This window comes from Pseudomonas mendocina (genome assembly GCF_900636545.1).
Classification (GTDB): domain Bacteria; phylum Pseudomonadota; class Gammaproteobacteria; order Pseudomonadales; family Pseudomonadaceae; genus Aquipseudomonas; species Aquipseudomonas mendocina.
The window spans coordinates 3,923,247-3,944,699 of sequence record NZ_LR134290.1 but is presented as its reverse complement, the minus strand read 5'-3'; the positions used below and the strand labels follow the sequence as shown (position 1 = coordinate 3,944,699).

The window sequence follows — 21,453 nt, the reverse complement described above, 5'->3', positions numbered from 1 at the left end:
CATTCATGGGAGAGGGGCCGGGGGAGAGGGGAAAAGCTCACACCCTCTCCCCAGCCCTCTCCCGCAAGCGGGAGAGGGGGCAGATCGTGCTTGCCTGAAAAGATGATGACGCAACCCCAGCAAGGCTTCGTGCTCAGCCGCCATTGGCGCGATACGCCGGAAGGCACCGAGGTGGCCTTCTGGCTGGCGACCGATGCCGGCCCGCGTCAGATACGCCTGCCGTGCCAGGAGACGGTGGCTTTTATCCCCGCCGAGCAGCGCGCCTGGGCCGAGCCATTGTTGCGTAATGAGAAGGGCGTCGAGCTGCGCGAACTGACCTTGCGCGACTTCAAACACCGCCCGGTGCTGGGCCTGTATTGCCGCCAGTACCGCCAGTTGCTGCAACTGGAGAAGAAGCTGCGCCAGGTCGGCGTCGACGTCTACGAGGCCGATATCCGCCCGCCGGATCGCTACCTGATGGAGCGCTTTATCACCGCCAGCGTGCTGTTCGACGGTATCGAGCAGGAAGACGGCAGCCTGCTGTGCAAGTCGCTCAAACCCGCCACCGATTACCGCCCGGCGCTGCGCCTGGTGTCGCTGGATATCGAGACCAGCGCCCGCGGCGAGCTGTATTCCATCGCCCTGGAAGGCTGTGGTCAGCGCCAGGTGTATATGCTCGGCCCGGCCAATGGCGACGCGAGTATCGTCGACTTCGAACTGGAGTACTGCGACAGCCGCAAGGTGCTGCTCGAACGCCTGAACGACTGGCTGCAGCGGCATGATCCGGATGCCATCATCGGCTGGAACCTGGTGCAGTTCGACCTGCGCGTGCTGCGCGATCACGCCGAGCAACTCAAGGTCCCGCTGCTGCTGGGGCGTGGCGGCGACGTGATGGGCTGGCGCCAGCACAACAGCAGCCAGCACTACTTCGCCGAGGCGGCCGGGCGTTTGATCATCGACGGTATCGAGGCGCTGCGTTCGGCAACCTGGAGCTTTCCCTCGTTCAGCCTGGAATCGGTGGCGCAGACCCTGCTCGGCGAGGGCAAGGCCATCGACACGCCCTATGCACGGATGGACGAGATCCAGCGCATGTTCGACGAGGACAAGCCGGCGCTGGCCCTCTACAACCTCAAGGACTGCGAGTTGGTCACGCGCATCTTCGCCCACACCGATCTGCTCGCCTTCCTGCTGGAGCGCTCCAGCGTCACTGGTTTGGCCGCCGACCGCAGCGGCGGCTCGGTGGCGGCCTTCACCCACCTGTACCTGCCGCCCATGCACCGTCTGGGTTTCGTCGCGCCCAATCTCGGTGACATTCGTGGCGAGAACAGCCCTGGCGGTTTCGTCATGGACTCGCGCCCCGGTCTGTACGATTCGGTGCTGGTGCTGGACTACAAGAGCCTGTACCCGTCGATCATCCGCAGCTTTCTGATCGATCCGCTGGGGCTGGTCGAAGGGTTGCACCAGCCGGATAACGAACATTCGGTGGAGGGTTTTCGCGGCGCCCGTTTCTCGCGTACCCGGCATTGCCTGCCGGCCATCGTCGAGCGCGTCTGGCAGGGCCGTGAGGCGGCCAAGCGCGAGGGCAACGCGGCCTTGTCACAGGCGCTGAAGATCATCATGAACGCCTTCTACGGTGTGCTTGGCTCCAGCGGCTGCCGCTTCTTCGACCCACGCCTGGCATCGTCCATCACCCTGCGCGGGCACCAGATCATGAAGCGCACCCGCGAGCTCATCGAAGCTGAGGGGCATGCGGTGATCTACGGCGACACCGACTCCACCTTCGTCTGGCTCGGCCGCGCCCACGACGAGGACGAGGCGACACACATCGGTCGCGCGCTGGTGGCTCGCGTCAACGCCTGGTGGCGCGAGCATCTGCAGCAGGAATACGGCCTGACCAGCGCCCTGGAGCTGCAGTTCGAGACCCATTACCGGCGCTTTCTCATGCCCACCATTCGCGGCACCGAGGAGGGCAGCAAGAAGCGTTATGCCGGCCTGGTTCACGACGTAGACGGCAGCGAACGCATGGTGTTCAAGGGGCTGGAGACGGTGCGCACCGACTGGTCGCCGCTGGCCCAGCGCTTCCAGCAGGAGCTGTATCGCCTGGTGTTCGCCGGCCAGCCCTACGAGGACTACGTGCGCGACTACGTGAATCGTACGCTGGCCGGCGAGCTGGACGAGTTGCTGGTGTATCGCAAGCGCTTGCGCCGGCGCCTCGATGACTACCAGCGCAACGTGCCGCCGCACGTACGCGCCGCACGTCTGGCCGACGAGCACAACCAGCGTCTGGATCGACCGTTGCAGTACCAGCGCGGCGGCTGGATCAGCTACCTGATCACCACTAGCGGGCCGCAACCACTGGAGCGCCTGCTGTCACCGGTGGACTACGAGCACTACATCAGCCGTCAGTTGAAACCTGTGGCCGATGCCATCCTGCCGTTCGTCGGCGGTGAGTTCGAGCGGCTGGTAGATGGGCAGCTCGGGCTGTTCTGAAATGCGCCGGCCGCCGCTCTGGGTAGAACCTCCGCGCGAGAAATGGGCTAATTGCCTTGAAATACTTTGCAAAATTCGCCCCGTTGAGCGGAGTTCGCGGCCTGAATATATTTGCGCCCGTGATGCCGGGCCCCTCTGGCGGTTAACACCGCGATGTCGGAATCACAGTCTGTTCAATCTGACTGTAGGAGGGGCTCATGACTGCCCTCGAACCGTTTCTCTTCGCCGACTTCCTCGGCACAGCCACCTGGTTGTGGCTGGTCTTCATCGCTGTCGTCATCTCCCTGCTGGCCTTCGACCTTGGCGTGCTGCATCGCGACAACCGCGAGATCGGCGTGCGCGAGAGCCTGTTGCTCTCGGGTGGCTACATCAGTGCGGGTCTGTTGTTCGGTGTCTGGGTGTTCTTCCAGAAGGGCGGCGACGCCAGCATGGATTACCTCACCGGCTTTCTGATCGAGAAATCGCTGTCGATGGACAACGTGTTTCTCATGGCCATGATCTTCAGCTTCCTCGCCATCCCGCGGCAGTACCAGCACAAGGTGCTGTTCTGGGGAATCATGGGCGTGCTGGTGCTGCGGGCGATCATGATCGGCCTGGGTGCAGCGCTGATTCACGAGTTCAGCTGGATTCTCTATGTGTTCGGCGCCTTCCTGTTCTTCACCGGCGTGAAGATGCTGTTCTCCAAGCTCGACGATGCGCCGGACCTGCAGAACAACGTGCTGGTCAAGTTTCTGCGCAAGCACCTGCGCGTGACTGATGAGCTGCACGGCCAACGCTTCTTCGTGCGCCAGGACGATGGCAAGGGGCGCAGCGTGCTGTGGGTGACGCCGCTGTTCCTGGCGCTGATCCTGATCGAGTGCGCCGACCTGGTGTTCGCCATCGACAGCGTGCCGGCGATCTTCGCCATCACCCAGGATCCGTTCATCGTCTACACCTCGAACATCTTCGCCATCCTCGGCTTGCGCGCCCTGTACTTCGCCCTGGCGGCGCTGATCCACCGCTTCGCCTACCTCAAGTACGCGCTGGCCCTGGTGCTGGTGTTCATCGGCGCGAAAATCTTCCTGGTCGGCATCATCGGCAAGATCCCGGCTGCGGTGTCGCTGAGCGTGACCCTGGGCCTGCTGATCGGTGGCGTACTGCTGTCGCTGTACAAGACTCGCGGCCAGCCGCCCGCCAACATCTGACATATGAACCGAGCCTCGTCACACTGGCGAGGTCCGGTTTCGCAAGTGGAGAAATCGAGATGTATCAAACCTGGAAAAAACGCCTGACGCCTGTCGTCCTGGGCGTAGCGCTGATCACCCTGGCGGGCTGCGATGCTGCCGAGCAGTCCGCGCAGAAGCTCGCCGAAGAGGCGAAAAAGGAAGCACAGGCGCTGATCAGTGATTCAGTTGGCGAGGTGGTGGATGAGGTCAACCGCCAGGTGGACTCCCTGCAAGAGTCCACCAACCGAGCACTTGGCGAGGACGACAAGGAGAACGAGCAGGACGCCGAGACACCGCAGGCGAAGCCCGAGAAACCGCTCGAGCAGGGCGTCGAGACCTGATGCAAGGTCGGCGGTGCAGGCACCGCTGAGCGGTTGCTGGGCGCCGCCACTTCCGCCCCGGCGCGCTTGGGTTTATCCTGCGCACCTCTTTGGGGAGTAGCCTGCCGTCGCGCTAGCGTCGGCGCGTTGGTCAACATTCTCGGCAACCTGCCGTGGCCAACGCATCCGCTGGGATTGGTGAGACCAACGACAGTCCTGTGCCAGGTCGGGCGCGCAGTGGCTTGTCGTTGACTCAGGCCCGGCTGGAGTTTCCCTTGAATCCTCTCTCGCTGCTTCTTCTGTCCTTCGCCATGTCGACGGATGCCTTCGCTGCTGCCATCGGCAAGGGCTCGGGCCTGCACAAGCCGCGCTTCGCCGAAGCCCTGCGTGCCGGCTTGATCTTCGGCACCATCGAGGCCATCACGCCGATCATCGGCTGGCTGATCGGCCAGGCGGCCAGCCGCTTCGTCCTCGAGTGGGATCACTGGATCGCCTTCGTGCTGCTGGTCGGGCTCGGCCTGCACATGATTCATGCGGGCCTCAGTGCCGATGACGATGCGTCTGAAGACAAACCCTCGCGCCATTCCTTCTGGGTGCTGGCCGTCACCGCGGTGGCCACCAGCATCGACGCACTGGCCGTTGGCGTGAGCCTCGCCTTCATCGAGGTGAACATACTGGTCGCAGCACTTTGTATCGGTTTGGCCACCACCCTGATGGTGACATTTGGCATGTTGCTCGGTCGTATGCTCGGTCAACTGGTTGGCAAGCGTGCCGAGATCGTCGGTGGTGTGGTGCTGATGCTGGTTGGCGCGACGATTCTCTACGAACACTTTGCGAGTCTGTGAACATGAACATGTCCCTGCGTTTGCTGAAAAACGCACTGCTGGCGGCTGCCGCGCTGGTTGCCGCCGCCCTGGCATTTTTCGCCTGGCAGTACTTCTTTCCGGTGCAGGCCGCCAGCGGCTGGTCGTACCGCGTTGCCTACGATGACGTGCAGAAGGCGGCAGGGCTGGCGCGAGCAGCGGACGGCGGGATTTTGGTCAGCCAGGAACTGCAGGATGGCCGCGGCAGTATTCTGCTGATGCAACCTGATGGTGACCGTGACGTGGTGGTCGAGGGGCTGTCCAAGCCCGATGGTTTGCTCGCCACGCGCGGCGGTCTGGTGTTCAGCCAGGAGTCGGGCGGCAAGCCAGTCAGCTTCCTGCAGGGCAAGCGTGTTTCCGAGCTGTTCGAGGGCGATCAGGTGCAGGGGCTGTGGGACGATGGCCGCTACCTCTATGCCATCGAGGATCGCAAGGGAAATGGCCGGCTATGGCGCTACCGCTGGGATGATCGGCAACTGAGCGTGGTGCGTGACAACCTCTCGGAGACCGAGTCGATCACCCGCTGCACCGACGGCCGCATGCTCTATAGCGAAAAGGAAAGCGGTGTGATTCGCGAGCTGCGCGAGGACGGCCGCGACCCGGTAGTGATCGATGGCCTGCGTAACCCGACCTTCCTGCTGTGCGACGAGCAGGGCCTGTGGATCAGCGAGGACTCGACCCATCGCGCCCGCCTGCTGCTGGTCGACGCCCAGGGCGAGCAGACCACCGTGTTGTCGTTCCTCAAGGCGCCGCAAGCCATTCTGCCGCTGGAAAACGGCCGATACCTGGTTGCCGAAGGCGGACGAGACCGTGTACTGGAGCTGACGCTGGCCGGGGAGGATCGGCGCACGTTCGTTCCGCATCTCGACGACGCCGGCAAACCTGGGCAGGGTTCCGTCAGTGGCGCAGGTGGTTGAGGCGTTCCAGCAACGCCGTCAGCGCCAGGCCTGGCAAGGACGCCAGGCCCAGCAGCGCCAATTGTGCGAGAAACAGTCCGCGAAGGATCTCGCCGGCTGTCCAAGTGTTACCGTAGGCGCTGGCCAGCAGATTGACTGAGCAGTAAGCAGCGATAGCAGTGCACAGGCCGAACACTGCCAGGACGACGAGGCGACGCTTCAGCATGCCGCAGGCAGCGGCCAGCAGAAACAGCGCGAATGCCGGCGCGCAGGCCAGCGCCAACTCGATGGCGATATGACCGTCAGGCTCCGGCGGTAGCGGCCAGGCCAGCCCAAGACCTCCTTGCTGCAGGTGATAGGTCAGCAGGCCGATGAACAGGGCTGTGGTGGGCAGCAGGAGCGAGCCCTGCATCAGCCTAATCAACGCGCCTGGCATGTCGACAGCCGTGCCGGGCTGAGCATCGCTTCACTCAGGCCCGCCTCGAGCAAAGGTTGTGGCAATGGCTGCCTGCGGATCAGCGCCGCGCAGGCCTGACCCATCGCGGCGCTGGTCTGGATGCCGTAGCCGCCCTGCGCTGCGATCCAGAAGAAGTTCTCAGTCTGGGTGTCGAAACCGCCTACCAGATCGCCATCGGCGACGAAGCTGCGCAGGCCGGCCCAGGTGTGCGCCGGACGGCGAATCTGCAAGCTGGTGTGTTCCTCTATCTGATGGATACCCAGGGCGATATCCAGCTCTTCCGGCTGCACGTCATGTGGCGCCACCGGATCGGCATTGGCCGGCGAACCGAGCAGCAGGCCGGCGTCGGGTTTGAAATAGAAGGATTCGTCCAGGCTCACCAGCGCCGGCCAGTGTTGGCAGTCGATGCCCGACGGGCCGTTGAAGGTGAAGGCGGCGCGCCGCTTGGGCTGTAAACCGATGCCGGGTAGGCCGGCCAGACGCGCGAGCTCGTCGCACCAGGCGCCGGCGGCATTGATCAGCACGCGCGTGCGGTAGCGTTGCCCGGCACATTCCACCTGCCAGCCCTCCCCGTCGCGGTCGATGCTGAGCACTTCGCGGTTGCAGTGAATCTCCCCGCCCTGTTGACGGATACCACGCAGGTAACCCTGGTGCAGCGCGGCGGTATCGATGTCAGCGGCGCTGGGGTCGAACAGCGCACCGTGCACGAGCTCGCGGCGCAACACCGGAACCATAGCGCAGGTATCGTCGGCGCTGATCAGACGAGCCTCTGCAACATGCTCACGGGCCTGCTCGTACTGGCGCTGCAGCTCCGCGGCGTCACCACTGAAATCCACCACCAGTTCGCCGCGCGGGGTGAGCAGCGGGTGCTCGGCGAAACCGGCTGGCGGGGCATCGTAAAAGGCTCGGCTGGCGGCCGTCAGCGCGCGGACCTGTGGCGTGCCGTAGGCCACGGTATACAGCGCTGCCGAGCGGCCGGTGGCGTGATAGCCGGGCTGCGCCTCGCGTTCGAGCAGCAGCGTCTTGCCGTGGCTGGCGAGGAAGTAACCGGTGGAAGCCCCGGCAATGCCGGCGCCGATGATGAGGTAATCGCACTGTTGCATGACGTATCAAACCAACTGGATAAATGAAAAAGGCGAAGCTGGATGGCTTCGCCTTTTTTGTCTGCCAAACCGATCAGTGCCTACGCGGCACCGGCTTGAGCAGTTCGTCCGGCGGCATCTCGCACTGGATCTTGCGACCGATCAGCGCTTCGATCGGCGGCAGGGCGAAGGCGTCGTCCTCGCCGGCGAAGCTGATCGAGGTACCGCTGGTGCCGGCGCGGCCGGTACGGCCGATGCGGTGCACGTAGTCGTCCGGATCTTCCGGCAGGGTGAAGTTGATCACGTGGCTGATGCCGTCGACATGGATGCCACGGCCGGCCACATCGGTGGCCACCAGCACGCGGATATGGCCGGCGCGGAAGCCTTCGAGCACCTTGATACGCTTGTGCTGCGGTACGTCACCTGACATCTGCGCGGCGCTGACGCCGTCGCGGGTCAGGCGTTCCTCGATGCGGCGTACTTCGTCCTTGCGGTTGGCGAAGACCATCACCCGGTCCCAGGCATTCTGCGTCACCAGGTTATAGAGCAGCTTGTACTTGTCCGCGGAGGCGACGGCGTAGACGTGCTGTTCGACGGTATCGCTGGCGACGTTCTCCGGCTCGATCTCGACGATGGCCGGGTTGACCGTCCACTGCTTGGCCAGGTTCATCACGTCGTCGGTGAAGGTGGCGGAGAACAGCAGGGTCTGGCGGTCGCCCTTCATCGGGGTCTGGCGGATGATCTGGCGCACCTGCGGGATGAAACCCATGTCGAGCATGCGGTCGGCTTCGTCCAGGACCATCACCTCGACCATGTCCAGGTGCACCTCGCCGCGCTGGTTGAAGTCCAGCAGACGGCCCGGGGTGGCCACGAGGATGTCGCAGAAACGCGATTCCAGCTGCTTGAGCTGCTTGTCGAAGTCCATGCCGCCGACGAAGCTCATGACGTTGAGCTTGGTGTACTTGGTCAGCTCGGCGGCGTCCTTGGCGATCTGCACGACCAGCTCGCGGGTCGGCGCGATGATCAGTGCGCGTGGCTCGCCCATGTAGCGCTCTTTCGGCGCCGGGGTCTGCAGCAACTGGGTGATGATCGAGATGAGGAACGCGGCGGTCTTGCCGGTGCCAGTCTGGGCGCGGCCGATGGCGTCCTGGCCCTTGAGGGTGTAGCCCAGTACGCCAGCCTGGATCGGCGTGCAGTAGGGGAAGCCGAGGTCGTGGATGGCGTGCATCAGCTCGGGGGCGAGCTTGAAGTCATGGAAGCGCGTCTTGCCTTCGGCTGGCTCGACCACGAAATCTTCCAGCTTCCAGGTATCGACCGGTTTGGCTGGGCGTTCGCGGCGCGGTTTCTCGGCTTTCGGCGGGCGCGGCTGTTGTGCAGCGGGGCTCTCGCCAGTGGTCTCGCCAGCGTTGCGGGCGGGCTTGTTCTTGCGGGGACGCTTGTCGTCGGCGCCACTGTTCCGGGCGGGCGCTGTTGCGGGTGACGGCGCTGGTTGCGGCTGCTCGTCTTCGGCTTTGCCGAACATTTTCTTGAGTGCTTTGAGCACGGGCTTCTCATCGACTGGTTAAGGAGTGAACGCCCGCCAGTGTAATGCAAGACGCGGGCGTGGCGAAGTGCTTCGCTCGCGTCTGTCAAGAGTACCGTGCGGTCAGTGCCTCATTTCTCCGGCAGACTGGCCAGCAGCAGACGCTGGACGTTGCCACCCATGATGGCGGCGATGGCCGTGTCGTCGAAGCCGGCGCCTTGCAGGCCTTCGGTGATCTGCGCCAAGCCGGTGACATCGAATGGCGTGTGCACGGTGCCGTTGAAGTCCGAGCCCAGGGCGACATACTCGACGCCGACCTTGTCTGCAGCGTAGCGGATGGCTTTGACGATGGCGGCGACCGAGGTGTCGCACACCGCGGTGCTCCAGTAGCCGATACCGATCACCCCGCCCGTGGCGGCAATGGCCTGCAGGTGCTTGTCGCTGAGGTTGCGTGTGCCGGCACAGGTGCCTTCGACGCCGGTGTGCGAGACCAGCACCGGGCGTTTGGCCATGGCCAGTACATCATCGATCAATGGGCGCGAGGCGTGGGCCAGATCCACCAGCATGGATTTTTCTTCCAGCCGGGTAACCACTTGCCTGCCCAGCGGGGTCAGCCCGCCTTTCTCCAGCCCGTGGGCCGAGCCGCCGACCTCGTTGTCGAAGAAGTGGGTCAGGCCGGCGACGCGAAAGCCTGCGTCATACAGCACATCGATGTTTTCCAGCTTGCCCTCGATGGGTTGCAGGCCCTCGGTGGCGAGCAGGCCGGCGACGCGGCGCGGGTCTTTTGCCCAGGCTTCGATGAAGTTCGCCAGGTCGGCGTGGGTGCGGATCAGCACCAGGCGGCCGTCGCTGCCGGCGGCGGCGTCCTGGAGTTTCTGTGCCTGGTACAGCGCGCGCTGCAGCAGGCTGTTCCAGGTTTCCCGCGGCCAGCGCTGGGCCATGGCGAGCAGTGTGATGTTGTCGCTGTCGGCGCCGTTGCTCTCCATGTTCAGGCCGCGTGGGGTCTTGGTCACGGTGGAGAACACCTGCAGGCCGAGGCGGCCTTCGAGCATGCGCGGCAGGTCGGAATGGCCGTAATCGTAGCGTTTGAGCAGGTCGCGCTCCCAGAGCAGGGCGTCGTCATGCAGATCGGCGACGAACAGGCCCTGGTGCAGCTTCTGCGCGCTGGCGCTGGCCGTATAGGGGGGCGGGTTGGCGACGCTGTTCATCTGCGCGTCGATCACTTGCGGCAGGCTGAGCACGGCGAGGGCGGAGAGGGGAACCAGCAGAAGCAGGGCGATCAGCAGTTTGCGCATGGGTAGCCATCCGGGCATGTTGTTATGCCGGGCACTCTAGCAGGGAAGCGTAGCGTCCGGCGCAATGTCGGAGTATGTGTGCAACGCTCAGCCGCAGAGGCAGTTGCGGCCTTGTTGCTTGGCTTGGTACAGCGCCGCATCGGCCCGCGCGATCAGGCCCTGCAAGCTGTCCTGCGGCTGCATCTGCGCCAGGCCGATGGAGATGGTCACGCCGGGCAGAACCCCAACCGGCGAGTAGAAGGACGCGATCTGTTCCAGGCTGGCACGCAGGCGTTCGCCGATGCCGCGTGCAGCCTCGGCGGCGATCTCCGGCAGGAGAATGACGAACTCCTCGCCACCGAAGCGTATCAGGCTGTCCTTGGGCCGGAGCTGGCTGCTCAGGGTGTGTGCCACCAGGCACAGGGCGTAATCGCCGGCCAGATGGCCGTGCTGGTCGTTGTAGGTCTTGAAGTGGTCGACGTCGAGCATCAGCAGCGACATGGGCTCATCATTGAACGCACAGCGGGTGCTCTCGCGCTCGAACACATGCTCAAGCCAGCGCCGGTTGAAACAGCCGGTGAGGGTGTCGACATTGGCGTTCTGCTCGCTGTCGAGAATCTGCCGGTTGCCCTTGCGCACACGGTCGCAGAGCAGCTCCAGCAGGTTCTGCATCATCTGTGGGGATTGTTGAAACAGCGCCACCAGGGATTCGCGATGCAGGCGCAAGACGATCGATGGGCGTTCGGCTACCACGTAGGCGGAGGGATGCTCGTTGTCGATGAAGCTGATTTCACCGGCGCAGTCGCCCACTTCGAGGGTGCTGACGGCCTGGTTGTCCAGCGAGCCGAGATAGACGCGCAATTGGCCCTCGATCAGCAGATAGAGGTGCTGGTTGCGGTTGAAAGGGGAGAGCAATACCTCGCCTGCATCCAGCTCGCAGGCACGAAATTCCCGCAGCAACTGGTCGAGGCTGCTGGTGGCGACATTCTGAAAGAGTCGCAACTGTTGAATTTGCTGCAGGTCTGCCTGCCAGTGCGCCGGTTTCATCGCAATCTCGTCGGGCCTGGCCGGGCGAATAGGCCGGAGGACACCATCAACGCTCCCTGTCGTGTCTACGGATGGCCCCGACATTATTCCGCCGCTGGAGGCCTGGCAATGCTTGTCCCAAGCCAGACCGACCAGTGGGCGAACGAAAGTGCAAAGTTGTTAACTGGCGCGCGTCCTTGCGCGCTCTGGATCACGCTGCGAAGTGGATGCGATGGCCTACCGCGTAGCCGGCCAGGCGCTCGCCGATGGCCTCAGCCAGTGCCTGATCCTGATTCGGCAGGTGGATGTGGGCCAGTTGACCTGCCTTGTCATCGCTCAGGACTTCGACCCGTGCAGCAGGATGCAGCTCGCCGACGGCGGCCTGGTAGACGCGGGTGATCGCGTCGAAGCGCAGCGCCGGTTTGAAGGTCTTGCCCACTGCCGTGAGCGGAATGGCGTCGATGATCCAGGCATCCTTGGGGATCGCAGCGCGCTCGGGAATATGGGCGGCAGCATGCTCCAGCAGTTCCGCCTCGTTGGCCTGGCTGCCGGGCTTGAGCTGCACGTAAACCACTGGCAATTCGCCGGCCTTTGCGTCCGGTTTGCCCACTGCGGCTGCCATGGCCACGGCCGGGTGTTTGTGCAGGGCTTCCTCGATCATCTGCGGGTCGATGTTATGGCCGCCGCGGATGATCAGATCCTTGCTGCGTCCGGTCAGCCAGATATAACCATCAGCGTCGACGCGGCCGAGGTCGCCGGTGTTGAACCAGTCGCCATCGACCCAGATTCCGGCATTCTTGCTGGCCTGCAGATAACCCTTGAACACCGTGGCGCCACGGATGCACAGGTTGCCGATCTCATTTTGCTCGGCATCGCGAACATAGCCTCCCTGCTCATCGAGGACCTTGATGCTCACTTCGCAATAGGGCATCGGCAGACCGATGGAGCCTGGGCGGCGTTCGCCGGCGGGCGGGTTGGCGCAGCTGCCGCAGGTGCCTTCGGTCAGGCCGTAGCCTTCGATCAGGGTCAGACCGGTCTTGGCCTCGAACTGACGGATCAGCTCCACGGGCATCGGTGCCGCGCCGCACAGCGCGTACTTCAGCGAGGACAGGTCATGTCCTTCGCTCGGCACCTGCAGCAAGCCGGCATAGATGGTCGGCACACCGCTGAAGAAGCTGACCTTGTGGCGTTCGATGACCTTCCAGAAATTGCTGATCAGCGTGCCGTTGCGATAGCCCTGCGGCGTGGCTAGCAGGACCTCGGCGCCGCCGATGAACGCCGCCAGACCGGTGACGATCACACCGTTGACGTGGAACAGCGGCAGTCCGCAGAGCGTCACGTCGCCGACGCCAAAGCGGGTCACCAGGTTCATGCTGTAGGCCATGGCCACTTCGTTGCCGTGGCTGTGCGGCGCCAGTTTCGGCGTGCCGGTGGTGCCGCCGGTATGGAAGTAGCTGGCGATGTCGTCGGCCGCGATCACGCGTCCGCTTTCCAGATGGTCGGCGGGGCAGGCCGCAATGGCTTCGTCGAAGTCCAGTACACCGTCCGGCAACGGGCCGCGCTGGGCCTTGAGCGCGCTGCGTTGTGGCTCCGGCAGTAGGTTGGCCATGTCTACGCAGAGAATCGCCTTGAGCTCCGGCAGTTGATCACGCAGGGCATGCACCTTGTCCCACAGGTCGGTGCCGGGGAAGGTGGCCAGGGTGACCAGCAACTCGGAATCAGAGGCATGGATCAGCTCGGCGATGTGCTCGGGATCGAGCAGCGGGTTGATCGCGTTGACGATCCCCGCCGCCTCGCCGCCCCAGATGGTGTAGTGGGTCTGCGGCAGGTTGGGCAGCAGGAAGGAGACTGCCTTGCCCGGGCGCAAACCCAGGCGATGAAAGGCGTTGGCGGTCTGGGTGACCTTGCCGAGCAGTTCTGCATAGCTCAGGCGCAGCGCGGTTTCTTCTGCCGTACCCTGGAGGATGAACGACAGCGCTGGTGCATTCGGACTGGCCTGTGCCGTGCGGCGGATCAGTTCGAAGGTGCTGCAGGGTAGATCGCGCTCGCTCAACGGCGTGCTCTCGATCAGCTCGATATCGTGCAGGGTGCGAATCAGGGGCGCTGTGCTCATTTATCGTGCATCTCTTCGGTTCGGTCAGTCGGCCAGCAGTTGGCCCAACCATTCGGCGATATCGCGAATCTCTTCCGGCAGGACCTCGTGGGTCATCGGATAGTCGCGCCATTGCACCTGCACTCCACTGGCGTGCAGGCGGTCGTACGCGGCACGTCCCATGTCGGGTGTCACCACGTCGTCGAATCTGCCATGCAAACAAAGCACCGGCAGTTGTCTTTTTGTATCCGCCAGCTGCATGTCGTCACTGAAGGTCGGCGCGTAGGTCGACAGCGCCAATACCCCGCCGAGGGTCTCCGGATAACGCAGGAAGGCGGTGTGCAGTACCACCGCGCCGCCCTGGGAAAAACCCGCCAGGACGATGCGTTCAGCGGCGATGGCGCTTTCACGCTCGGCTTCGATCAGGGCGATCACCTGGTCGGCGGACTCATCCAGCTGGGCCTGGTCGATGGCGCGCGCTGGGCTCATGGCAAGGATGTCGTACCAGCTCGGCATGCTCCAGCCACCATTGATGGTGACTGGGCGGGTAGGGGCCTGCGGCAGGATGAAACGCGTGGTGGGCAGGCGTTCCTGCAGCATCTCGGCGACCGGCAGAAAGTCGTAGCGGTCAGCTCCCAGTCCGTGCAGCCAGATCACGCTGGCATCGGCGGTTTGTGGTGGCTGCAGGATCATGGGTGCGGTCATTGGTAGCTCCAGTGTGGTGCGGGCGCATCGAATTGGGGCGTGCCCCTGCTCAAGGCTTGGCTAATCTGTGAATAAGTTGTCGCACGGGTGAATCTTTTGCTCTTGACCCCTGCACATACGGCAATTCGCCATGTGCTGGTACGGGGCTTGCTATGGCTCATCCGGACTGACGACGCGGTGCGCTAACGGTAACACTGTGCCATTGCGCACTGCTCAACAGGCAGGAATCTGCTGTGTGGGGTTCCTAACTAGACCGTCGGGGTGATGAAACGCCCAGGCGGATGACGATCCGTCTCAGGCCCGTTCAACCAATGGGCTGGGCAGGAGCAGTTGGCCAGCAGAGGGAAATGCCGACTAGACTCCTGCCTGACGTTCGAACTTCTCGTCGATACCGTTGCTGCCAGCGGGTCGCGTGCCTCAAAAGGGTGGGGAAGGCGGACGGAGACTCCAACACAACAAGAGCAACTGGAGGTTTTTGATGAAGATGGTGAAATCCACCCTGGCTGTGCTGACCACCGCAGCTGTGCTCGGTGTCAGTGGCTTTGCTCAGGCAGGCGCCACCCTGGATGCAGTGCAGAAGAAAGGCTTCGTGCAGTGCGGCATCAGCGACGGTCTTCCTGGCTTCTCCTACGCCGATGAAAAAGGTAACTACCTGGGTCTGGACGTTGACGTCTGCCGCGCTGTCGCCGCCGCGGTCTTCGGTGACGCGACCAAGGTCAAGTACAGTCCGCTGACCGCCAAGGAGCGCTTCACCGCGCTGCAGTCCGGCGAAGTCGACATCCTCTCGCGCAACACCACCTGGACCAGCTCGCGCGACGCGGCACTGGGCCTGAACTTCACCGGCGTGACCTACTATGACGGTCAGGGCTTTCTGGTGAACAAGAAGCTGGGGGTTTCCAGCGCCAAGGAACTGGACGGCGCTACCGTCTGCATCCAGGCCGGTACCACCACCGAACTGAACCTCTCCGACTACTTCCGTGCCAACGGCATGAAGTACACCCCTATCACCTACGATACCTCCGACGAGAGCGCCAAGTCGGTCGAAGCCGGTCGTTGCGACGTGCTGACCTCCGACCAGTCGCAGCTGTACGCACAGCGCATCAAGCTGGCCAACCCGGACGACTACGTGGTGCTGCCGGAAGTCATCTCCAAGGAGCCGCTCGGCCCGTCCGTTCGCCAGGGTGACGAGGAGTGGTTCGATATCGTGCGCTGGACACTGTTCGCCATGCTTAACGCCGAAGAGCTGGGCGTGACCTCGGCCAACGTCGAAGAAACCGCCAAAACCACCAAGAACCCGGACGTAGCCCGTCTGCTGGGTGCTGAAGGTGAGTTCGGCAAAGACCTCAAGCTGCCGAAAGACTGGGCAGTGCAGATCGTCAAGCAGGTTGGTAACTACGGCGAGTCCTTCGACCGTAACGTCGGTGCCGGCAGCGAGCTGAAGATCGAGCGTGGTCTCAACGCCCTTTGGAACAAGGGTGGTCTGCAGTACGCACCGCCGGTGCGTTGACCGTCCACAGCGGCAGGCCTAGCGCCTGCCGCTGTCGTTTCCGATTAGTGAAACCCGGCCGGCTTGCGTGCGGCCGGGGTTTCCGTGAGGGTTGTCATGCATACGACTGCTAATGCCCCGCGCCCGCGAGGATCGCTTCTGAACGATCCGCAGGTGCGCGCCTGGGCTTTCCAGATCATCGCCGTTGTCGCTGTCGTGGCGCTCGGCTGGTTTCTCTTCCAGAACACCCAGGCCAACCTGGAGAAGCGCGGGATCATTTCCGGCTTCGCTTTCCTCAACAACAGCGCCGGCTTCGGTATTGCCCAGCACCTGATCGACTACACCGAAAGCAACAGCTACGGTCGCGTGTTCGTGGTCGGTCTGCTCAATACACTGCTGGTGTCCTTCATCGGTATCGTGCTGGCCTCGATTCTCGGCTTCGTGCTGGGCGTGGCGCGGCTGTCGCCGAACTGGCTGATCAGCAAGCTGGCGACCGTCTATATCGAGATATTCCGCAACATTCCGCCGTTGCTGCAGATCCTCTTCTGGTACTTCGCGGTCTTCCTCGCCCTGCCTGGACCTCGGCAGAGCCTGGATGTTGGCGAAACGTTCTTTCTCAACAGTCGCGGTCTGTACATGCCAGCGCCGAGTCCGTCGGAGAGCTTCGGTCTGTTCGCTGTGGTCCTGCTGGCTACCATCGTCGGCATCGTCGCCCTGGGGCGCTGGGCCAAGAAGCGCCGCGAAGCTACCGGCAAGATCTTCCCGCTGCTGTGGACATCGCTGGCGCTGATCGTCGTTATCCCCGGTCTGACAGCTCTCGTCGCCGGAAACCCGTTGCACTGGAGCGTGCCGGAACTGACCGGTTTCAACTTCTGCGGCGGCTGGGTGATGATCCCCGAGCTGATGGCGCTGACCCTGGCGCTGACCATCTACACCGCGGCCTTCATCGCCGAGAACGTGCGCTCCGGGATCATGGCCGTCAGCCACGGCCAGACCGAAGCCGCCCGCTCGCTGGGCCTGCGCCCTGGCATCACCCTGCGTCTGGTGATCATCCCGCAGGCGTTGCGCGTGATCATTCCGCCGTTGACCAGTCAGTACCTCAACCTGGCGAAGAACTCCTCGCTGGCTGCCGGTATCGGCTACCCGGACATGGTCTCGCTGTTCGCCGGCACGGTGCTCAACCAGACCGGCCAGGCCATCGAGGTCATGGCGATCACCATGAGCGTGTACCTAGCTATCAGCATCAGCATTTCCCTGCTGATGAACTGGTACAACAAGCGCATCGCGCTGACTGAGCGGTAAGGAGCAGCCATGCAGACTCATATCTTCAAGCCTGACCTGCCGCCGCCGACCATGAGTGTCGGCGCACTGGGCTGGCTCAAGGCCAACCTGTTCTCCAACTGGTTCAACACCCTGCTGACCCTGTTGGCGCTCTATCTGATCTGGCTCATGGTCCCGCCGCTGTTGCAGTGGGCGATCTTCGATGCCAACTGGGTGGGTAGTACCCGTGCGGACTGCACGAAGGAGGGGGCGTGCTGGGTGTTCATTCAGCAACGCTTCGCCCAGTTCATGTATGGCTTCTACCCCGGCGAACTGCGTTGGCGGGTAGATGCCACCATCTGGCTGGCCATCGTCGGTGCAGCACCGCTATTCGTCCCGCAGATGCCGCGCAAGGCGGTTTATGGGGTGGCGTTCCTGGTGATTTACCCGATCATCGCCTGGTGCCTGCTGCACGGCGGCGTATTCGGCCTGAGTGTGGTGCCCACCAGCCGCTGGGGCGGCCTGATGCTGACGCTGGTGATCGCCTACGTCGGCATTACCGGTGCTTTGCCGCTGGGCATCCTGCTGGCGCTGGGGCGACGTTCGAACCTGCCGGCGATCAAGGTCATCTGCGTCACCTTCATCGAGTTCTGGCGCGGGGTACCGCTGATCATCGTGCTGTTCATGTCCTCGGTGATGCTGCCGCTGTTCCTGCCTGAAGGCATGAGCCTCGACAAGCTGCTGCGGGCCCTGGTGATGGTGATCTTCTTCGAAGCTGCCTATATCGCCGAAGTCGTGCGCGGCGGCATGCAGGCCATCCCCAAGGGACAGTACGAGGCGGCTGCGGCCATGGGCCTGGGGTACTGGCGGACGATGGGCCTGGTGATCCTGCCGCAGGCGCTCAAGCTGGTGATCCCGGGCATCGTCAACACCTTCATCGCCCTGTTCAAGGACACCAGCCTGGTGATCATCATCGGACTGTTCGATCTGCTCAACAGCATCAAGCAGGCGACCACGGACCCGTCCTGGCTGGGCATGGCCACCGAGGGCTACGTGTTCGCTGCGCTGATCTTCTGGATTTTCTGTTTTGGTATGTCCGTTACTCCATGCATCTGGAGAGAAAGCTGGACACCGGCCACAAGCGTTAGGAGCTGTTCAGTATTTGCTGCGCGTCGGCCGGGCAACGATGAACGTGCCCGGCCCTGCTCGAAATCCTGAATCAGCCCCTCGAGAGGAGTGAGTTATGAGTGAAGCAATCAAGCAATCCAGCGCCGAGCCGATGATCCTGCTGCAGGGTGTGAACAAGTGGTACGGCCAGTTCCACGTGCTCAAGGACATCAACCTCAGCGTGCAACCGGGCGAGCGAATCGTCTTGTGTGGGCCGTCCGGTTCGGGCAAGTCCACCACCATTCGCTGCATCAACCGTCTGGAAGAGCATCAGCAGGGGCGCATCGTGGTCGATGGCACCGAGCTGACCAGTGACCTCAAGCACATCGAGGCGATTCGTCGTGAAGTGGGCATGGTGTTCCAGCACTTCAACCTGTTCCCACACCTGACCGTGCTGCAGAACTGTACGCTGGCGCCGATGTGGGTACGCAAGATGCCCAAGCGTCAGGCCGAGGAAATCGCCATGCACTTTCTCGAGCGTGTGCGCATTCCCGAGCAGGCCCACAAGTTTCCGGGGCAGCTCTCCGGTGGCCAGCAGCAGCGTGTGGCGATTGCCCGTGCGCTGTGCATGAAACCGAAGATCATGCTGTTCGACGAGCCGACGTCGGCCCTCGACCCGGAGATGGTGAAAGAGGTGCTGGACACCATGATCGGCTTGGCCGAAGACGGCATGACCATGCTCTGCGTGACCCACGAGATGGGCTTTGCCCGTACCGTGGCGAACCGGGTGATCTTCATGGACAAGGGCGAGATCGTCGAGCAGGCCGAGCCCAACACCTTTTTCACCAACCCGCAGAACGAGCGCACCAAGCTGTTCCTCAGCCAGATCCTGCACTGAGTCGGCGTCGCGTTGTGGATCAGGGAGCCTTCGGGCTCCCTTTTTCTTTGCCAGGTGCTAACTGCACCGCATGCGTTTGCGAAAGGCGCCGGGCGTTTCGCCGCATAGCTGCTTGAAGCGCTTGGCGAAGGTGGCGCGGTCGGCGAACCCGACCTGGCTGGCGATCTGCTCCAGCGACTGTGTCGAGTCGGCCAGCGTCTGTTGCGCCACGCTGATGCGCAGGCGCTGCAGGTAGTCGCCTGGAGTCAGCCCGGTGGCCTGCTTGAAGCGGCGCAGCAGGGTGCGCGCCGAACAATGGGCCTGCTGCGCCAGGCGGTTGAGGTCGATGGCCTCGGCATGGTGCTCGCGCAGCCAGGCCAATAGCGGGGCCAAGGTTTTGTCTTCGGTGTTGGGTAGCAGTGGGGCGAAGCGCGTCTGCGTGCCGCGCTGGCGCTCGATCACCATGGTACTGGCTACCTGTTGTGCCAGCCATTCGCCGGCATGTTGGGCGATCAGATGCAGGCACAGGTCGAGCCCGGCCTGGGCGCCTCCGGAGCAGAACAGCGGACCATCTTCGGTCAGCAGCAGGTCGCTGCGCAGTTTAACCTGGGGAAAATGACGGGAGAAGGCCTCGGCCAATGCCCAGTGGGTGGTAGCCTGGCGACCATCGAGCAGACCGGCGGCTGCCAGCAGGAAGGCGCTGCTACACAGGCTCGCTACCTGCTGCCGGTCGCGTCTAGCCAGCCAGGGCAGGAGTCTGGCGTTGCTCTCAAGGGTTTTGCTGATGGCGCTACCGGTGGCCGGCACGATCAGCAGGTCGGCCTGTTCGGCCAACTGCAGGCCGCCATCGACCTGGATCTGGGCAAACTCCAACTGCACCGGCTGACCATCGAGACTAAAGCGCTGCAGCTCGAAGCAGGGTGTGCTGGCCAGACGATTGGCCAGGCTGAAGGCGTCCTGCGCCATGCTCAGGCTGGAGCAGATGGTTTGCGGGCAGACGTACAGGGCGATGCGCAGCATGAAAACGGCTCTTGCATGGGGTTGGCGATTATTGACACAAAGTTGTCTTTATAGCCAGTCGCCATATTGTCTTCCGGCGCACAGACTAGGCTGCATTCATCAGCGAGTCGCAGTGTGCGTTTACGCACTGCCATCATCGACATGCGCGCAGGAGCGAGTCATGAGTCACCCTAACGCCGATATACTCCAGCGCTTCTACAGCGCCTTCCAGAAGCTCGACGCTGAGACCATGGCGGCCTGTTACGCCGAGGATGTGCGTTTCTCCGATCCGGTCTTCATCGGCCTGCGTGGCGACGAGGCAGGGGACATGTGGCGCATGCTCTGCAGCCGTGCCGAAGACTTTTCACTGACATTCGACTCGGTGCACGCCGATGACCATGCCGGTAGCGCGCGCTGGGTCGCTACCTACCGTTTCAGCGCCACCGGTCGTCAGGTGGTCAATCATATTCACGCACGCTTCGTGTTTCGCGACGGGCTTATCGTCGAGCACCGCGACCACTTCGATCTTTGGCGCTGGACGCGTCAGGCGCTGGGTGGCAAAGGGCTGCTACTGGGCTGGGCGCCACCGGTTCAGGCTGCCATTCGTCGACAGGCGGCACGTGGTCTCGCCCAATTCCGCGCTTCGCGCTGAGGCGGGCGAAGGAACGCAGTGGTAGGCTATTCGGTCTTAGCCTTCAATAATGAGAGTGCGCACATGGGGTGCCGCACCTCCACTGCCAATCGAGACCTGCCGTGACCGAACTGATCGTTGCCGTAAAACAGGCCAAGGCCTGGGGGGTCCATGCCGTCACAGCCAGCGGCGTGATCCTTGCGCTACTGGCGTTGCTGGCTGTACTCGACGGCCAACCCAAACAGTGCCTGCTGTGGCTCGGCCTGGCGCTGCTGGTGGACGGCCTGGATGGATCGCTGGCGCGACGTTACGACGTCAAGGGCGTGCTGCCGCATTTCGACGGCTCCACACTCGATCTGGTGATCGACTACCTCACCTATGTGTTCATCCCCGCCATCTTCCTCTATCGCTTCATTCCCCTGCCGGATTACACACCGCTGTTCGCCGTGGGCCTGATCCTGGTGTCCTCGTTGTTCTGCTTCTGCAACCTGAACATGAAGAGCAAGGACAACTACTTCGTCGGCTTCCCGGCGGCCTGGAATGTGGTGGTGCTGTATTTCTACATCCTCGATGTCCATCCCTGGGTCACCCTGGGCGTGATAGTCCTGCTGGCCGGCCTGACCCTGACCAAGATGAAGTTCCTGCATCCGTTCCGCGTACGCCAGTTCATGCCGCTGAACATCCTGGTGACCTTCGTCTGGATGCTCTCCAGCGCGTTGCTGATCCTGCAGTACCCGGCCAACCAGTTCTGGCTGCTGGGGCTGTGGTGGCTGGCCTCGGCCTACTTCGTCGGCATGTGCCTGTGGCGCTCGGCGCGTGAGTGGTTCCCTGCACGCGGATGAATGCGGCGGTTGAAAAGGCCTGGTTCGTCTATCTGGTGCGTGCGGCCAATGGCGCGCTGTATTGCGGCATCAGCGATGACCCGCAGCGGCGTTTCGCCCAGCATCAGAGCGGCAAGGGTGCGCGTTTTTTCCATACCAGCCCTGCACTGGCATTGGCCTATGTCGAAGCCTGCGCCGGCAAGGGCGATGCGCTGCGCCGTGAGCGTGCGATCAAGCGCCTGAGCAAAAGCGCCAAAGAGGCGCTCATTCTGGCCGTTGATGGGGCTGCATCACCCTGAAGCGGTGGGCGTAGCCAGGCGCTGCGGTTAAGCTGAGGTCTTTCGATCCTGCCGCGGAGCGC

Annotated in this window: 19 protein-coding genes, 1 pseudogene and 1 riboswitch; of the genes and pseudogenes, 12 read left to right on the top strand and 8 right to left on the bottom strand. The window is 63.3% G+C overall.

Annotated elements, in window-relative coordinates; translation table 11 throughout:
* The first annotated feature begins 105 nt into the window (after positions 1-105).
* From EL191_RS18345 to EL191_RS18325, 5 genes are all read left to right on the top strand, one after another.
* Complete coding sequence (locus EL191_RS18345; protein ID WP_174447363.1) at positions 106-2,469, top strand: DNA polymerase II; 2,364 nt, start codon at positions 106-108, stop codon at positions 2,467-2,469.
* 197 nt (positions 2,470-2,666) lie between these two features.
* A complete protein-coding gene (locus EL191_RS18340; protein WP_041979592.1) occupies positions 2,667-3,653 on the top strand; it encodes a TerC family protein in 987 nt (328 codons plus the stop codon).
* Between the two features lie 59 nt (positions 3,654-3,712).
* On the top strand, positions 3,713-4,015 hold the full coding sequence (locus tag EL191_RS18335; protein WP_041979594.1) for a hypothetical protein: 303 nt from the start codon (positions 3,713-3,715) through the stop codon (positions 4,013-4,015).
* Positions 4,016-4,091: 76 nt separating this feature from the next.
* Positions 4,092-4,264: riboswitch (yybP-ykoY riboswitch) on the top strand.
* 5 nt (positions 4,265-4,269) lie between these two features.
* Positions 4,270-4,839: a manganese efflux pump MntP gene (gene mntP / locus EL191_RS18330; RefSeq protein WP_041979596.1), complete on the top strand. Its 570-nt coding sequence runs from the start codon at positions 4,270-4,272 to the stop codon at positions 4,837-4,839.
* Between the two features lie 2 nt (positions 4,840-4,841).
* On the top strand, positions 4,842-5,774 hold the full coding sequence (locus tag EL191_RS18325) for an SMP-30/gluconolactonase/LRE family protein (protein WP_041979597.1): 933 nt from the start codon (positions 4,842-4,844) through the stop codon (positions 5,772-5,774).
* On the opposite strand, the gene EL191_RS18320 is transcribed toward EL191_RS18325, so the two are convergent.
* The 7 genes from EL191_RS18320 to EL191_RS18290 all read right to left on the bottom strand — a co-directional run bounded on the left by EL191_RS18320 (position 5,755) and on the right by EL191_RS18290 (position 13,911).
* The gene (locus EL191_RS18320; protein WP_041979598.1) at positions 5,755-6,165 is read right to left on the bottom strand and encodes a hypothetical protein; all 411 of its coding nucleotides are present in this window, start codon (positions 6,163-6,165) and stop codon (positions 5,755-5,757) included. The genes EL191_RS18325 and EL191_RS18320 overlap by 20 nt on opposite strands.
* Positions 6,166-6,173: 8 nt before the next feature.
* On the bottom strand, positions 6,174-7,313 hold the full coding sequence (locus EL191_RS18315) for an NAD(P)/FAD-dependent oxidoreductase (RefSeq protein WP_013716915.1): 1,140 nt from the start codon (positions 7,311-7,313) through the stop codon (positions 6,174-6,176).
* Positions 7,314-7,386: 73 nt separating this feature from the next.
* Complete coding sequence (gene rhlB, locus EL191_RS18310; RefSeq protein ID WP_017362544.1) at positions 7,387-8,835, bottom strand: ATP-dependent RNA helicase RhlB; 1,449 nt, start codon at positions 8,833-8,835, stop codon at positions 7,387-7,389.
* A gap of 110 nt (positions 8,836-8,945) precedes the next feature.
* Entirely contained in the window at positions 8,946-10,109 is a 1,164-nt protein-coding gene (locus EL191_RS18305; protein WP_041979600.1) for a dipeptidase, read from the bottom strand.
* A gap of 87 nt (positions 10,110-10,196) precedes the next feature.
* Positions 10,197-11,135 (bottom strand): GGDEF domain-containing protein, encoded by a 939-nt coding sequence (locus tag EL191_RS18300; protein ID WP_041979601.1) that lies wholly within the window; start codon positions 11,133-11,135, stop codon positions 10,197-10,199.
* Between the two features lie 190 nt (positions 11,136-11,325).
* A complete protein-coding gene (locus EL191_RS18295) occupies positions 11,326-13,227 on the bottom strand; it encodes an acyl-CoA synthetase (RefSeq protein WP_041979602.1) in 1,902 nt (633 codons plus the stop codon).
* A 24-nt stretch (positions 13,228-13,251) separates the two neighbouring features.
* A complete protein-coding gene (locus EL191_RS18290) occupies positions 13,252-13,911 on the bottom strand; it encodes an alpha/beta hydrolase (protein WP_013716910.1) in 660 nt (219 codons plus the stop codon).
* A 478-nt stretch (positions 13,912-14,389) separates the two neighbouring features.
* Here EL191_RS18290 and EL191_RS18285 point away from each other — a divergent pair, with 478 nt between their 5' ends.
* The 4 genes and pseudogenes from EL191_RS18285 to EL191_RS18270 all read left to right on the top strand — a co-directional run bounded on the left by EL191_RS18285 (position 14,390) and on the right by EL191_RS18270 (position 18,662).
* On the top strand, positions 14,390-15,418 hold the full coding sequence (locus EL191_RS18285; protein WP_013716909.1) for an amino acid ABC transporter substrate-binding protein: 1,029 nt from the start codon (positions 14,390-14,392) through the stop codon (positions 15,416-15,418).
* Positions 15,419-15,514: 96 nt separating this feature from the next.
* Positions 15,515-16,699 carry an amino acid ABC transporter permease gene (locus tag EL191_RS18280; RefSeq protein WP_174447364.1) on the top strand — a complete coding sequence of 395 codons (1,185 nt, stop codon included), beginning with the start codon at positions 15,515-15,517 and terminating at the stop codon, positions 16,697-16,699.
* Between the two features lie 9 nt (positions 16,700-16,708).
* Positions 16,709-17,805: pseudogene (locus tag EL191_RS18275) on the top strand (amino acid ABC transporter permease).
* 95 nt (positions 17,806-17,900) lie between these two features.
* Positions 17,901-18,662 (top strand): amino acid ABC transporter ATP-binding protein, encoded by a 762-nt coding sequence (locus tag EL191_RS18270; RefSeq protein WP_013716906.1) that lies wholly within the window; start codon positions 17,901-17,903, stop codon positions 18,660-18,662.
* A gap of 57 nt (positions 18,663-18,719) precedes the next feature.
* On the opposite strand, the gene EL191_RS18265 is transcribed toward EL191_RS18270, so the two are convergent.
* The gene (locus tag EL191_RS18265; protein ID WP_041979606.1) at positions 18,720-19,661 is read right to left on the bottom strand and encodes a GlxA family transcriptional regulator; all 942 of its coding nucleotides are present in this window, start codon (positions 19,659-19,661) and stop codon (positions 18,720-18,722) included.
* Positions 19,662-19,821: 160 nt separating this feature from the next.
* On the opposite strand from EL191_RS18265, the gene EL191_RS18260 reads away from it, so the two are divergent.
* The 3 genes from EL191_RS18260 to EL191_RS18250 all read left to right on the top strand — a co-directional run bounded on the left by EL191_RS18260 (position 19,822) and on the right by EL191_RS18250 (position 21,391).
* Complete coding sequence (locus EL191_RS18260; RefSeq protein WP_041979607.1) at positions 19,822-20,292, top strand: nuclear transport factor 2 family protein; 471 nt, start codon at positions 19,822-19,824, stop codon at positions 20,290-20,292.
* A gap of 101 nt (positions 20,293-20,393) precedes the next feature.
* Positions 20,394-21,113: a phosphatidylcholine synthase gene (gene pcsA / locus EL191_RS18255; RefSeq protein ID WP_041979608.1), complete on the top strand. Its 720-nt coding sequence runs from the start codon at positions 20,394-20,396 to the stop codon at positions 21,111-21,113.
* Positions 21,110-21,391, top strand: coding sequence for a GIY-YIG nuclease family protein (locus EL191_RS18250; RefSeq protein ID WP_041979610.1), 282 nt, complete (start codon positions 21,110-21,112; stop codon positions 21,389-21,391). The genes pcsA and EL191_RS18250 overlap by 4 nt, the downstream gene beginning before the upstream one ends.
* Positions 21,392-21,453 lie beyond the last annotated feature (62 nt).

Excerpts from the sequence above, each read along its gene's own strand:
- EL191_RS18345 (WP_174447363.1), top strand. The coding sequence starts at position 106 with ATGACGCAACCCCAGCAAGGCTTCGTGCTCAGCCGCCATTGGCGCGAT.
- EL191_RS18340 (WP_041979592.1), top strand. The coding sequence starts at position 2,667 with ATGACTGCCCTCGAACCGTTTCTCTTCGCCGACTTCCTCGGCACAGCC.
- EL191_RS18335 (WP_041979594.1), top strand. The coding sequence starts at position 3,713 with ATGTATCAAACCTGGAAAAAACGCCTGACGCCTGTCGTCCTGGGCGTA.
- EL191_RS18325 (WP_041979597.1), top strand. The coding sequence starts at position 4,842 with ATGAACATGTCCCTGCGTTTGCTGAAAAACGCACTGCTGGCGGCTGCC.
- EL191_RS18320 (WP_041979598.1), bottom strand. The coding sequence starts at position 6,165 with ATGCAGGGCTCGCTCCTGCTGCCCACCACAGCCCTGTTCATCGGCCTG.
- EL191_RS18315 (WP_013716915.1), bottom strand. The coding sequence starts at position 7,313 with ATGCAACAGTGCGATTACCTCATCATCGGCGCCGGCATTGCCGGGGCT.
- EL191_RS18305 (WP_041979600.1), bottom strand. The coding sequence starts at position 10,109 with ATGCGCAAACTGCTGATCGCCCTGCTTCTGCTGGTTCCCCTCTCCGCC.
- EL191_RS18300 (WP_041979601.1), bottom strand. The coding sequence starts at position 11,135 with ATGAAACCGGCGCACTGGCAGGCAGACCTGCAGCAAATTCAACAGTTG.
- EL191_RS18295 (WP_041979602.1), bottom strand. The coding sequence starts at position 13,227 with ATGAGCACAGCGCCCCTGATTCGCACCCTGCACGATATCGAGCTGATC.
- EL191_RS18290 (WP_013716910.1), bottom strand. The coding sequence starts at position 13,911 with ATGACCGCACCCATGATCCTGCAGCCACCACAAACCGCCGATGCCAGC.
- EL191_RS18285 (WP_013716909.1), top strand. The coding sequence starts at position 14,390 with ATGAAGATGGTGAAATCCACCCTGGCTGTGCTGACCACCGCAGCTGTG.
- EL191_RS18280 (WP_174447364.1), top strand. The coding sequence starts at position 15,515 with ATGCATACGACTGCTAATGCCCCGCGCCCGCGAGGATCGCTTCTGAAC.
- EL191_RS18270 (WP_013716906.1), top strand. The coding sequence starts at position 17,901 with ATGAGTGAAGCAATCAAGCAATCCAGCGCCGAGCCGATGATCCTGCTG.
- EL191_RS18265 (WP_041979606.1), bottom strand. The coding sequence starts at position 19,661 with ATGCTGCGCATCGCCCTGTACGTCTGCCCGCAAACCATCTGCTCCAGC.
- EL191_RS18260 (WP_041979607.1), top strand. The coding sequence starts at position 19,822 with ATGAGTCACCCTAACGCCGATATACTCCAGCGCTTCTACAGCGCCTTC.
- EL191_RS18250 (WP_041979610.1), top strand. The coding sequence starts at position 21,110 with ATGAATGCGGCGGTTGAAAAGGCCTGGTTCGTCTATCTGGTGCGTGCG.